A 13,529-nucleotide genomic window follows, 5' to 3' on the forward strand; every position below is an offset into this window, starting at 1 on the left:
GGGGCCGAAGTTGGGGTCGAAGGGGCCGGGTGGGGGGCCGAAGTTGGGGTCGAAGGGGCCGGGTGGGGGGCCGAAGTTGGGGTCGAAGGGGCCGGGGTCAAAACTGGGAGGATCGTTCCGGTCGACGTCGTGGGAGGACGATCCGTCGGAAGGCTCGTCGGAGGGCTTGTTGCCGGGGGTGGTGGCCTGGTCGTCGGACGCCTCCTGTGTGGAGCCGCCCGTCGATGTGTCGCCTGAGTTGGCATCGATCCAGTCGCGGAAGGCGCTGACGTCCGCATACAGCACGTCCGACATCCCGCAGGGGCCGGCCATCTTGCTGGCGACACCCGCGAGCACCAGCTCGCCCCCGTCCTCGAAGAGCGCGGGCCCCCCTGAGTCGCCGGGGCAGATCGCGTCGGTCTCGGTGGCGTCCATGCACAGCTCAGTGCTGGAGTCGGAAGGGTGATAATAGTCGCAGTTCCACGGAGGCAGCACGGCAGTGTCGAGTTCCTTCAGGTCGTCCGTCAGCCCGCAGCTTGCGTCGGCGCAGGTCTGGCCCCAGCCGAGCAGTCGGACCGGCGTGCCAGGCGGAGGGCTGGTGTCGGCTATCCGGACCGGGGTTGCCTCCACCGGCTCGGCCAGCTTCAGCAGGCTGATGTCGTTGACGGTGGTGTCGTCTGAATCGTCGAACGGGATCGAGTCAGCGACCGGCACGAGCTCTCCGCCGTCGGAGACGCTGTTCGAGCCGACACGTACCTTCAGCTGGTCTGCCGACGTGCCTTTCACGCAGTGCCTGGCCGTCACCACCGTCGTCGAGTCGATGAGTGCCCCTCCACAAATGTGAAACCCGTTGAGGTCGGTACGTTGCAAAGATGCCATGAAGGAGTATTCGTCTGATGCCTGCTGGCCGCCGGTGATGGCCAGGGCGGCGGTCGCCGCTCCGCCGGCGAGGCAGATCACCAGCAGGGTGATCAGGAGTGGCCGGCCCCGGCGGCGCTGTCGGTGGGTGCGTGTGTCCATGCGTGTGTTTGCTCCTGTAGTCGGCGGGAAACGCCTCACGTTCACAGTTCGATACACATTGGAGGGGCAACGATCGTTCGGTGGATCCTCCTTGACGGCGGGAGCCTGGCGCCGAACGAACCGGCGGGGAACAGAGGGATCAGCCCGTGGCCCGCCACTGAACGTGGTGGCATGCCGGGTGTGCCTTGCGCAGGCCCGCCCGGCAGCCTGTCGCGCTGTCCGTCAGCGAAGAGGATCTTGCGGACCGGACCCGTCGGTTGTGCTTGTGTGCTTACTCGTCGCTGGTGCTGTCGGTCTGCGGTTCGAGGTCGGTTTTCCTGCAGAGCCAGGATCAGGTGGGTTTCGACGTCTGTGGTGGACTCGAGGGTTGTCTGCAGTGCCTGGCGGCCGTGGTCGAGGTAGGTGTCGATGGAGGCTTTGACGGGAGGTGCGGGGGGAAGGGGGGCGGCGTGCAAGGTGGCTGTCAGCCTGCTTTCGACATCCGTGGTCGCGTCCAACGCGTGTCCTGTCTCGATGAGCAGGAGGCGGGTATGGGGCGCGGGTCACCACGATGCACGGCAGCATCGGTGTCCCCCGCCACCTGTACCGGCGGTCGACGTGGTGGGCACCGGCGACGCGTTCGTCGCCGGATATCTTTCCGGGCTCCTCGATGGACTGCGCAGGCGCGCCCCTCTGGCGGACGTGTCGAGGACTGACCGCGCGCCCCGCGAGCGAACCTTTGAATGTTATTCAGATCTCGCCCCAATTGTTTTATCAATCAATCGAATTTGATTGATTTGATCTTTGAATTGAAGGCGTGGAAGGGTGTCGTTGCCGGTCCGCCGCCAGTCGCGAGTCACTTTCCCGATCTCTCGGCTGACGTCCTATGGGACGTCCCCGCTGTAGGTGCGGCGTGCGCCAAGCGGCCGGTAACGGGCCCCCGCTGTTCACCGGCAGGGCCTTCCGTCGGAGCAAGGGATGGGAAGAAGTGCGGAATCGAGACAGCGACGTGGCAGCCCTGCGGAGCGAGATCGAGGAGCTCTGGGAACGCCGTGACGACGAGGCCGTGGTGTACACGACCGAGGCGCTGGCCGCGGTCGATGGGGCAATCGGCCTGCTGGACCGGGGGCGCGTGCGGGTCGCCGAGCTGATGGATGGCAACGTTGTCACCCATGAGTGGCTGAAGTGCGCGATCGTGCTGCTGTACCAGCAGGCGGAGCCCGGAATCACGCGGTTCGGCCCGTTCGAGTGTGCCGACAAGATTCCGCTGAAGTCGGAGATCGAAGCCTCGGGCGTGCAGGTTTCGCCCGGTGCGGTCATTCGGCGAGGCAGCTACCAGGAGCCGGGAGTGGTGGTCATGCCCAGCCACATCGGCATAGGGTCGTACGTTGGCGAGGGCACACTGGTCGACTCGTGGGTGGGAATCGGCTCCTGCGCTCAGGTGGGCAGGAACGTGCACCTGTCGGGCGGGGTGGGCCTGGGCGGGATGATCGAACCGCCCATGGCGAAGCCGGTGGTGATCGAGGACGACGCGTTCATCGGCGCCCGGTCGATGATCTACAGCGGCGCCCGGGTCGGCGAAGGCGCACTGCTGGGTGCCGGTGCGCTGCTGACCGACACCATTCCGGTGATCGATGCTGCCACCGGCGAGGAGCTCAGCCGGGGGGAGGTTCCGCCGTGGACGGTGGCTGTGCCAGCCAGCCGACCGCGTGAGTACAGCGGTGGCACCTTCGGCCTCCCCTGCCTCCTGGTGATCAAGCACCTGGAGAAAGGCGAGCGCCATGACAAGGCCAAACTCAACGAGGCGGTGCGCGCCCAGCCGCTGACCCTCTGACACCCGGCATCGCAACACCTCAACGCCCATCCCTCCCCATCCCCCACCCCCACTGAGGAGTTCCCGCCCATGCCTGCCACCGGCATCGCCCAGGTCCTGAACCGTCACCCCGAACTCGCAGAGCTGACCGCGCGGATCACCGCCTTTCTCGACACCCACCTGCCCGCGCCGTTGTGCGAGGAGGAACACCGCCCGGACTGGCTCGCACTGCGCGCGCAGGCCGCGCAGGCCGGCCTCACCGGCTTCGACGTCGAACGGGCGGAACTGGGCCGGGTGGGCCAGGGGATGGCCATGTTCCTGGCCGGGCAGCGGGACTGCGACGCCCGCGAAGTCTTCAGCAGCGGGCATGCCGCCATGCCACTGCGCTACGGCTCACCGGCGCTTGTCAGACACACGCACGAGCTGGCCGTCGCCCAGGGGAAGCTGGCCGGAGTGGCATCCAGCGAACCCCAGTCGGGATCGGATCTGCGCGACTTTCGCACCGTCCTGGTCGACCATGGCGACCACTTTGTACTGTCGGGCACGAAGGGGCTGATCAGCCGGATCAAGGAAGCCTGCGGATTCGTCGTCTTCGGCAAGATCGTCGACCGCGACGAGGCCGACACGGCCGACCTGCGCGAGGTACCGCTGTCCGCGGTCTGGGTACCGATGGACACCAAGGGGATCCTGACCGAGACCACCGAACCGCTGGGCATGCGGGGATGGAGCTTCGGCTACCTCCACTTCGTCGACGTCCGCCTCGACAAGACCCTGCTGCTCGGGATGCCCGAGGGCGGCCGGCGGATCTTCGACACGCACTTCTCCGCCTGGCGGCTGATGATGGCCCTGGTCTGTCTGGGAGCCGCCGCGGCAGCGATCCAGGAATCCGCCGACCGCACCCGCAGGCGCACTGTGGGCCGTACCCCCCTGGTCGCCATCCCGTCCGTCGCCGCCAGACTGGGAACGGCCGCAGCCGAGGTCCAGGCCGCCACCGCCTGGTGCTTCACACTGCTGGAGCGCATCGACCAGGGCGAGATCGACACGGCCGCATCCTCGGCCGCCAAGGCACTGGCCACCGACGCCGCCTACCGCGCCGTGGACCTGGCCCTGCAGTTGCACGGCAGTGAGGGCTACACCCGGCACACCCCGTTGGAGAAGCGACTGCGGGACATCCGCGGACTACGCATCGCCGACGGCCCCAACGACATTCTCTACAGCGTCCTGGCGCACTCCCTGGTGACCGGCGGTCAGCAGGGGGGAAACCGCCGTCTGCTGACCGCCGGTCGCTGACCGAGGAGACCCGCACATGCCCACCGCAGCACAGCCCTCCCGCACCGAAGTCGAACAAATACTTGACGCCCTGGTCGCCAATCCCGGCCGAGACGCCCTCGTCCACCACCATCGACGTATCACCGCCGGACAACTGCGCGATCTCACCCACCGCCTGGCGTGGGCGCTGCACGCCCAGGGAGTCGAGCGCGACCACACCGTCACCCTGCTGACCGGCAACCTGCCGGAGGCCATCGCCGTCCGCTACGCCGCCGGCCTGCTGGGCTGCCGGATCAACCAGCTGTACAGCAGGCTGCCGGCCGGCACCCATGCCGCCATGGTCCGCGACGTCGAGACCCACACCCTCATCACCGACCCCCGTCATGCCGAACACGCCGCGGAGATCACCGCCCTTGCCCCGGTCGAGCACGTCCTGGTCCTCGGCACCGCGCCGCAGGGCACCGACCTACTGGCGCTCGCCGCCCGCCGGACAGGCAGCCCCTTCCCCTCCCGGGCGCGGCCGGACGACATCCGCACCATCCGCCATTCCGGGGGCACGACCGGCCACTCCAAGGGGATCTGCATCACCTACGGCCAAGCCAGGCCGTTCGGCCCCGACCTGCCAACAGAGCCGGGCGAGCCCCCGAAGCTGCTGGTGTGCACCACCATCGCGCACGCCGCCGGACTCATGACCGACAAGGTCCTGCGCCACGGCGGCAGCGCCGTCCTGCTCGACGACTTCGACCCGGCCGTCGTCCTCGACACCGTCGAACGCGAGCGTGTCACCGACCTGTTCCTGATGCCACCACTGCTCTACCAGCTCATCGACCACCCGCACGCGCAGCACGCGGACACCTCCGGCCTGCGCAGGGTGACCTACGGTGGCTGCCAAGCCTCCCCCATCCGCATCGCGGACGCCGTGCAACGCCTGGGCCCTGTACTGGTTCAGTTCTACGGCCAGCACGAGGCCGGGATCATCACCGTCCTGGACACCCAGGACCACGATCCGGCCCGGCCGGAACGGCTGCGCTCGGTCGGCAGGGCGATGCCCGGCTGCGAACTGACCATCCGGGACACCACCGGCCGGAATCTGCCGACCGGCCAGGCCGGCGAGGTCTGCGTGCGCTCCGCCACCTTGATGCAGGGCTACTGGAAGCAGCCCGAACTCTCCGCCGCGGTTCTCCGGGACGGCTGGCTGCACACCGGTGACGTCGGCTACCTGGACGACGACGGGTACCTGACGATCGTCGACCGCCTGAAGGACATGATCAACACCGGGGCCGGCCACGTCTACACCTCCGAGGTGGAGGACCTTCTCAACTCCCACCCTCACGTGCGGCAGAGCGCCGTCTTCGGCGTCCCCGACACCGACGGCGTCGAGCGGGTACACGCGGCCGTCGTCCCCGCCCCAGGCGGCCGGCTCGACACCGGTCAACTACGTACCCTGGTCCGCGAACGGCGCGGTGCCCTTCACGAACCCGCCCGCATCACCGTCGTCGACGCCCTGCCCCTGACCGACGCCGGCAAACCCGACAAGAAGCTCCTGCGACATCAGGCGGAGTGCTCGGACCCTTGCGCTTCTGTGCCCGGAGTCCCGGACGACCGGGCGGCACGCCGCTGATGAACAGGGTGCGGTTGCCGGCGCTGTCGCCGATATCGAGGCCTTCCATACGCCCTCGCAGAAAGCGCCTCCGACCCGCAGCCCCGCCTGGTGAGAAGAGTGCACCATGTGACGTGTCTGAAATTTTCTGGATTCGGCGGACCGGAAGTAATGGGTGAAAGAACAACCCATGTTCGGTATCGCTAAATGGATTTCCGGTGGAGGAGTTGTCTCTCCGGGCCTGGGCAGTCGAGCCGTACCGCCGTCTCAACGGCGGTGCTGCAGCGGCAAACGCCCAGTGCGCGCGAGTGCGCGGTCCGAAATCGGGATGCATACGCGTCTTGACCACCGCCGAAACCCAATTCAGTATTCAGGAATGAGAGTCGGTTCGCGGATCTCGGTTGCTGGTGGTGTTCCCACGGCGCTACCAGTGAAAACCGCACCCCCTTGTGTCACCGGGGCGAGAACGGACGCCCCATTCCCCGGGGGAGGGCCGGGTCCAGGTCCCCCGCCAAAGCCCCGCCCTTGCGGCTGCCACACGCCCGCCGTACCGCGCACTACTCCGTCGCATCACACAGTGCGGCATGACGGTCCTCCCCATACGACCCGCCATTTGTCCGACGGACACTGTTGCGCCGGCTGTCGCCTCGGCTGCGCTGCTCGGCCTCCACGCACCGGCGTCGCTCGCCGCTCCGTCCCATGCGCCGGGCCATGGGGACTCGCGCTGACTCACCCACCCCCGAGTGAAGCTGCCCCGTGTTCGTCCGAGACGTGGCCTCACTTCCCGAACGGCAGGCGCCGTTCGGGACCCCGGGTTGCAGGCCGGGCTAGGACGACACTGTCAGCCGGGCCGTGGCGGTGCGGCCGGACTGCAGCCCCTCGGCACAGATGATGAATTCGACGCCGGCCTGGGCGACGCGCTCGGCGACGTGGAACACCGCAGTACCAGCGCTGTCCGCCGCCCTGGTACCGATGACTTGATCACAGGCGGAGAACTGGTCTGCGCGTGACGGATCTTCGTATCTCCAGGACAGACGGACGCTCTCGCCAGGGCTGAACGCCCGCACCGTAGCGGTATAGGTGTCTCCGTAGCTCACGGCACGGGTGGACAGGTTCAGCGAGCTACTGGGGGAGGAAGCAGGCGTCGACGGACGGCGGGAGGAGCTGTGGCGCTTCGGCGCCTTCGGCACGTGGGATGCGGAGACCGGGTTGGTGCTCTGCAGGGAGGGTTCGGCAGAATCTGACGGTCCGCTCTCTTCGGCCCGTCCGATGATGCTCAGTCCGGGTGACGGTGTGCGGCCGGGGGAGGCGACGGGCGGTCTGTGGACCCAGGTCTGTGCGCGGGAACCGTCGCGGGCCTTGAGGACGACGATGTCCGTGCGGTTGCGGGCGTGTTCCGGGGTCGTGAGGAGCAGATGCGGTGAGGCGGAGGTGGTGATCTCACCCTTCGTATTCCAGACCAGGTGCAGCCCGGCCGCGCCTTCGCCAGGATTCCTGGGACAGGCGCGGACCTGGAGGGTTCCGTAGCCCGTGGCGTCCAGGCACAGGCCAGTGTCCGCGGCATTGTGCACCCTGGAGTCGTCGCCGAAGATCCACTGCTGCCGGGCGGCCGATGTGCAGCGGGTGCTCACCACGTCCACCTTCGGGACGAGGGTGCCGTCGCGGACGTCCAGGCACTGTCGGGTCGCGGCATTGCGCAGCACGGTACGGAAACCGTCCGTACTGGGCCGCGAAGTGACCGAGTCCTCGTCCGGCTTCCTGGTCGAGGAATGCTGGGTGTAGCTGTACGGCGGTTCGGCGGCGTGGCTGCTCGTGTCGGGCACGAAACGGACCACCGCGGCGGAGACGGTGGCGAGGGCGACGGCGATACCCCCCACCGCGATGGCGACGGTCCCCGGGCGCACCCGCGTGCGTGGGGCGGCCTGCGGTCGCCGGGGGAGCCTGGCTGTGTCGCCCTCTGGAGCCTGTCGCCCTCCGTCGTTTAGATATGGCTCGACTCCCCAGGCCAGCAGGCCGTGCGCCAGGATCAGGGCCAGCCGGTCCCCGTGCTGGGACAGTTCGTGGGCGGTCGCGCGGCAGTGGGCACAGCCCGCGAGATGCCATTGCAGATCCGATGGTCCTTGATCGGAGGCCTCGGTGCGGGTGGCCGCGTCCAGCAGGCTGCCGTAGGCCAGGCATTGGCGGTCGAGGGTGCTGGTGAGGTGGGCCTGGACGCACGCCTCGCGAAAGAGCTGGCGCGCCCGGGCCAGATGCCGTGCGGCGACTTGCTCGTCCAGGCCGGTCAGGCGGCCGACCACCGCGGGCGGGTCCACTTCGACCACGCTGTGCCACAGCAGGCACTGGCTCTGCTCGGGCAGTTCCAGGAAGGCCTGCCGGGCGAGGGAGGACAGGGGGCCGCCCTCCATGCCCGTGCGGACGTTGTCCGGTTCGTCCAGCCAGGCCAGGAGTTTGGCGCTCAGCTCTGGTCTGCGGTTGCCCTGTGCCCAGACACAGGCGCGCGCGAGAACCGTCGCGAGCAGAGTGGGGCGCCAGGCGAAGGCCGCTTCTTCGCTGCTGCGGGCCTCCCGCTGAGCGTGGAGGAAGGCCTCCTTGGCCAGAACCGTGGTCGCGGCCGGCCTGTGGGTGCACAACGCGGCATAGCGGTAGACGCTCGCCCAGTGCCGCGCGAAGAGCTCGGCCACGGCGAGGAACGAGTCACCGGACCGCGGGCCCTGCCGCACCAGCGCAGTCAGTGCGGCGTCCGAAAGACTCTGCAGCTCCTGGGCGAGCGGTCTCTCGCTCAAGGTGGTCCTCCTCCCGGCATGGCGCACGATCAGCGGAATCTTCACGGAATCGAGTTTAGGATTGCTGAATGGTATTCACAATCGCCGGAGAGTGAATCTCTCCTCCCGACGCAGAGTCCGGAGGAGATCACCTGACCCCGCCGGTGTGCTGGGCACCCGTTCGGTGACCTCTCCCCCGCATGTTGACTAGGTAAAAACTGTTCGTCAGAACCGAACGGCCCCTCGAGTTGTTCTCCGTCGGGGATGAAACTGGGATCCAAGGGGTGAATGTGAGCTATCGGCGGCGGACAGGTGCACGGACCGTGCCGGGAAACGCGAGCACCCGGCCGGTGCCGCAGCGGTCCCCGGGAAGGGCATTCAAGGAGTGGCTGACGACACCCCTCAGACGCCCGCAGGGTCGCGAGCTCACACCAACCAGCAAACCGTCAACCGTGCACTGTCCGCCGCACGGGCACCGGTCGAACACGGCGTGGCACGACTGAAGTCCTGGCGTATCTTCCGCAGATCCCGGTGCAGCCCGAAACGCATGACGCCAATCGCCGCGGCCGTCCTCACCCTGGAGCGGCAACGCTGAAACAGCTCACCGGGCATCTCCGAGGATGTCCCGGTCTTCAGGCCGGGGAGGGATCGGTATCCTGCGGAGCAGGGCAGAGGCAGCCGGATCACCGCCAGGGTGATTCGGCGTCCGCCCCGTGGCTGGGTGAGGCAGCCCAACTGTCAGTGCCCCCGGGTAGGTTCGGGTGCATGACGACGGGTGCGATCACGGAGGAGGCCGGGTATGCCCGGTTCACCTTCCGTGTGCGCCTGTCGGAGACGGCCCGGTGTGCGTTGGAAGCCGAGTGGGACCGGTGCCGGTGGGTCTGGAACGGATGCTGACCGAGGCCCGGCGGGGAACCCCGTGGCTGAGGGGCGGCTCGTCGGTACCTCAGCAGCAGCTCATACGGGATTTCGGTAAGTCCCGTGCGAAGGCGTTGAAGGACATCAAGGATCGTGTGCCGCAGCACCGGCGGGCGGGTATGCCGCGTTGGAAGAAGAAGCGGGAGGTGCGGGCGACCCTGAACTACACGCGGCGCGGCTTCGCGGTGAAGGACGGCCGTCTGCATCTCGCCGGCCAGATCGTGCTGCGGGTGGTGTGGTCGCGGGAACTGCCGGGGCCCCGTCCGGCGTGCGCGTGTACCAGGACGCCACAGGTGCGTGGTACACGTCGTTCGTCGTGCCGGCGCCGGTCGAACGCCCGGCGCCCACCGGGCGTGTGATCGGGATCGACTGGGGCGTACGCGAGAGTGCGACCACCACCAGCGATGCCCATGATCTGCCCCATCCTGAGCACGGGAAGACGGCCGCTCAGAAGCTCGCCCGTTATCAGCGGATGATGGTCCGGCGCCGACCGGCCAGGGGAAAGCCTGCATCGAACGGCTACCGGCGGCGAAAGCTCAGACGGCGAAGCTGTATACGAAGGTGGCCCGGCAACGCCAGGACGGGGCCCGTAAGCGGGCCAAGCGCGTGGTCCGTGATCACGATGCTCTCGCGGTGGAGGACTTCAGGCCGAAGTTCCTCGCCCGTACGACGATGGCCCGCAAGGCGGCAGGCGCTGCGATCGGTGCGGCGAAGCGGGCGCTGGTGGAGATGGCCCGCAAGCACCGGCGGACCGTGCATCTGATCCATCCCGTGCACACCACGATGGACTGCGCAACGTGCGGAGCGAGAACCAAGCACGTACTGCCTCTTTCGACGCGAACGTATGCCTGCACCGCGTGCGCAGCCGTATCCCCAGGGACAAGAACTCCGCCCGCGTCATGCTCGTCCGGGCAGGTCTGAACCCGGCTGGTGCCGAAGGCGCAAGACCCACTGAGGCGCCGCCTCAGCAGGCAGCCCGAGCCAGGAATCACCTTCCCTCAGGGAGAAGAGCAGTCAATGGTCTGCGCCGACGCTGTCAGAAGGGGCAGTGATAGACGGTGAGGGCATCGACGGGGAGGAAGCCGGCCTTGGCCAGCAGCCGGGCGGCGGGGACGTCGCTGCCGGGGACGTCGGCAGTGAGGCGGGGGGCGCCGTGGACGTGGGCGAGGTGGAGGCACTGACCGAGCAGGTGAGTGCCGATACCGCGGCGGCGGTGTTCGGTGCGCACAGTCAGCTGCCACAGGACGGCCATGTCGGCGGTGTCGGGTGTGGGGGCGCGCAGGATGGCTGTGGCGATGTGGTGGCCGCCGGCGTCGGTGACCTCCAACTGCCAGCCGAGAGGGTCGCCGACCGTCGTGATCTCTGCCAGCGGGTACTCCGGCGTCGGCGGTGGGACGGACAGGTCGCGCAGGAAGTACCACTGGGCACGGCTGGGGGTGAACCCGGCGGCGGTCAGCGCCTGCGCAGTGGCCTTGCGGTGCCGCACGGGCAGGCCGGGGATGCCGGTGGCGGTGGCCGGGCCGGTGCACGCGTACATCGGTCGACTGCCGAGACGGGCCCGGGACAGCGCGATCAGCGCGGCAACCGCCTCGGACTCCTCGTGCCCGTGGAGCCACACGATCAGCCCGGCCGCGTCTGTTGCCCGAAGCCCGTGGCGCACCGCCCCGACGACCCGGCCGTGCTGATCACACACGACCAGGGTGCTCACCTGGTGCAGGCCTGTACCGATCGATGTCAGGGTCTCGCCGGCCGGGCTTCGGCCCGGCAACTGGTCCGCGTCGATCAGTTCCAGCACCGCTGAAGTGTCGGCCCGGGTCATGGGGCGGGCCGTCAGTTCACTCGTCCTCGCCGGTGGCCGGGTCGGTACATCCATGCTGGGCCCAGTCCCTTCCCGCAGATCACGCAGGCCAGTGCAGCACACTCCTTGCCGCACGAGACGACTTTCCGTGAAGGCCACTCCCCGGCGACACCGAAACGGCACATCCCTGCGTGACGGCAGAGGTACGGCCGAACCGAGCCAGCCACGCAACGCATGACTCGCTCAGCTGCCTCACGAGGCGCCGGACGAAGGTGTATGCCGGTGCAGCCGCCCCCTTCGTGGAGGTGTAAGACCGCCTCGTAGCGGGAACCGTCGTCCGCGGAAGCCTTCAGAGGCAACCCGCCTCAATACCGCAGCGCCCTCGGCGGGGTCGGCGATGAGGGCCTCGCCGATCCGTGTGCCGTCCCGCTCCTGCAGATGCACCTGTCGACCCGACCGGTCCGCGCACCGGGCCGCATCCGTAACCGCATTGCACGCTGGCACGCCGGACATCAAGACGGCGGCGGAGGCAGCGCCACCGATCGGAGCCGGAGAACCCGCACGCCTCCACCGCCCGCCCGGCTCCCCGGTGGTTGCGCATGGCAAGGCCCGCCGGACCAGGCAGTCCGGAGCACAAGGCCGTACACCGCCCGACGCCCCAGCTGACCAAGCGCATGCGGGATCAGACGATCGGCAAAACACCGGTCATCCTCCAGGCGCACAGCCACGACAGCCCCTCCGCCCGACGACGGCCCGGACCGCACCGCACCGCACCCATCGGACATGCTTCGCCATGTCCGGCACGCGACGTCGCCCAGCCCTTCCTGCGCCGAAGTGGTGTGTGAGTGGACTGCGCACAGGCGTCGCCGTCCTCGTCGGCAAAGTCTTTCACCCACTTGCGGTGCTCGGCCGGTTCACCGGGCTGCCGGCCCCCAGTTCATGTACACGGCAGGGCTCACCCCACGCGGACGAGCAGCAGCAGTAGGCGCTGCGTCCGCCCGCGCGGGCTGCTTGGGAGCGGCAGCAGCCCAACCGGTGGTGGTGTTCAATCAGGTGCTGCGAGACGTCGAGCCGGGACCCTGGCCGGCGAACTTGCACGGATCCCATGTGCCCTTGAGGACACGCCGTCGTCGTCGACGCCATGTCGTGCCGACCACCTTGAGTTGTTCTGTCCCGCCGGGACTCTCCAGTAAGACCTGGGTGCTTGGGACGGTGGTCTGTGGTTTCGATGGCGCACCCAACTACATATCCGACGCGGGAGCGAATCGTGGCCATGGCCAGCGGCACCGGGACGCGGGGCACCGAACCGGGCGACAGCCGCACTCTGGTAGAGATGGGCGACGTGCTGCCGAACGGCGGTTTCGAGCTCGGGGGAGTACGTCACGAACGCGTGGCGGATGGGCTCCTCGACGACGGCGTTCGGGTGTTCGTACAGGTCACTGTCGTCGGTGTAGTCGCCGTCGAGCGGTGCGTGCAGGTAGCTGTCGACCCATGTCATGGCGGTCTCCTCAAAGGCTGGAAGGCGGAGAAGCGGCCGGTGGGACGGGGACCTCCGGCCACACTCGCATCACACCGGCGACGGAAGTCCTACGCGTCCACCTCAAGGCGGGTCCGCCCAGTACGGAAGTCTGCTGGGCACGTAGGAGGGGAGAGCGGACGGGAGATCCGCTGGGTTGTCAGATCCCGAAGAAACACGGCCCAACAGGGTCAAAACAGCTGCGTTGCGCGCCGACACCGGGCGTACCTCACACCACACAACCCCCCTAGGCGTCGGAGAACGAATGAGGCTGAGTGCCGGGGGAGAGGCCAGGAGCGCGATCCACGGCAGCAGCGGCGCGCCGGAAGGGAAAGGGTGTGCATACGGCGGATGCTGCCCAACGCCGACGGATCCGCCACGGTGCCCTATCCATCATCTTTCAGTGGACGTCAAGTCCGTTCAGAACTCGCCAAGGTGTCAGCCACCATCGAGGCGCGGATGCTCTCCAAACCCTCCTACATACGTTCCTCGTTCTCACCTGCAAAGCCAGAGAGGGCCACTCGCGCGGCCACAGCACCGACACCGGCGGCGCCAGCCGAATTCGGGGACGACGAAACGCGGGCACTTCTACGACGCCGCACTCGCCGTCGTGTCGGCCGCTGCAGTCTGTTTCCCCGTCCGCGTCTGTACCCTCCCATGCGCCACGCATCAGGCCCCTGGGCCCAACCGGATGTGACAGGCGTCCGGGACAGGCTGGAGCGACTGTGCGCAACGGACCGCCGGCCGCGCCCACTGCTGCGGCCTCGCTGGCCATCGGGTCTCGTGGCCACGGCCCGGTGCCCCTTGAGACTCTTAATGGGTTTCGTCAAGCAGCCTGAACCTCTGCGGATGCCTTCTCGCGCGGGTTGTACTCC

At 68.3% G+C, this 13,529-nt stretch carries 6 protein-coding genes and 3 pseudogenes; 6 read left to right on the forward strand and 3 right to left on the reverse strand.

What is annotated here, in order from left to right:
* On the reverse strand, positions 1 to 999 hold a 999-nt coding region (locus tag ABZ471_RS39485; RefSeq protein WP_359073550.1), incomplete at its 3' end, for a serine protease.
* A gap of 561 nt (positions 1,000 to 1,560) precedes the next feature.
* Between ABZ471_RS39485 and ABZ471_RS39490 the strand changes: the two are divergent.
* The 4 genes and pseudogenes from ABZ471_RS39490 to ABZ471_RS39505 all read left to right on the forward strand — a co-directional run.
* Positions 1,561 to 1,656, forward strand: a pseudogene (locus ABZ471_RS39490) (PfkB family carbohydrate kinase); the annotation flags it as partial.
* A gap of 331 nt (positions 1,657 to 1,987) precedes the next feature.
* Positions 1,988 to 2,812: a 2,3,4,5-tetrahydropyridine-2,6-dicarboxylate N-succinyltransferase gene (locus tag ABZ471_RS39495; protein ID WP_359073551.1), complete on the forward strand. Its 825-nt coding sequence runs from the start codon at positions 1,988 to 1,990 to the stop codon at positions 2,810 to 2,812.
* A 69-nt stretch (positions 2,813 to 2,881) separates the two neighbouring features.
* Entirely contained in the window at positions 2,882 to 4,081 is a 1,200-nt protein-coding gene (locus tag ABZ471_RS39500; RefSeq protein WP_359073553.1) for an acyl-CoA dehydrogenase, read from the forward strand.
* A 16-nt stretch (positions 4,082 to 4,097) separates the two neighbouring features.
* Positions 4,098 to 5,681 (forward strand): AMP-binding protein, encoded by a 1,584-nt coding sequence (locus ABZ471_RS39505; RefSeq protein WP_359073554.1) that lies wholly within the window; start codon positions 4,098 to 4,100, stop codon positions 5,679 to 5,681.
* An 806-nt stretch (positions 5,682 to 6,487) separates the two neighbouring features.
* On the opposite strand, the gene ABZ471_RS39510 is transcribed toward ABZ471_RS39505, so the two are convergent.
* On the reverse strand, positions 6,488 to 8,443 hold the full coding sequence (locus tag ABZ471_RS39510) for a ricin-type beta-trefoil lectin domain protein (protein WP_359073556.1): 1,956 nt from the start codon (positions 8,441 to 8,443) through the stop codon (positions 6,488 to 6,490).
* Positions 8,444 to 8,808: 365 nt separating this feature from the next.
* Between ABZ471_RS39510 and ABZ471_RS39515 the strand changes: the two are divergent.
* Positions 8,809 to 9,017 (forward strand): annotated as a pseudogene (locus ABZ471_RS39515) (transposase family protein); the annotation flags it as partial.
* A gap of 170 nt (positions 9,018 to 9,187) precedes the next feature.
* A pseudogene (locus ABZ471_RS39520) lies at positions 9,188 to 10,392 on the forward strand (transposase).
* Here the strand turns inward: ABZ471_RS39520 and ABZ471_RS39525 are convergent.
* On the reverse strand, positions 10,377 to 11,213 hold the full coding sequence (locus ABZ471_RS39525; RefSeq protein ID WP_359073558.1) for a GNAT family N-acetyltransferase: 837 nt from the start codon (positions 11,211 to 11,213) through the stop codon (positions 10,377 to 10,379). The pseudogene ABZ471_RS39520 and the gene ABZ471_RS39525 sit on opposite strands and share 16 nt — an antisense overlap.
* Positions 11,214 to 13,529: the final 2,316 nt, after the last annotated feature.

It is taken from the genome of Streptomyces sp. NPDC005728, assembly GCF_040630895.1.
GTDB lineage: Bacteria > Actinomycetota > Actinomycetes > Streptomycetales > Streptomycetaceae > Streptomyces.

What these genes read in the sequence shown, in the direction of transcription:
- ABZ471_RS39500 (WP_359073553.1), top strand. Translation starts at nt 2,882, where the DNA reads ATGCCTGCCACCGGCATCGCCCAGGTCCTGAACCGTCACCCCGAACTC.
- ABZ471_RS39505 (WP_359073554.1), top strand. Translation starts at nt 4,098, where the DNA reads ATGCCCACCGCAGCACAGCCCTCCCGCACCGAAGTCGAACAAATACTT.
- ABZ471_RS39525 (WP_359073558.1), bottom strand. Translation starts at nt 11,213, where the DNA reads ATGGATGTACCGACCCGGCCACCGGCGAGGACGAGTGAACTGACGGCC.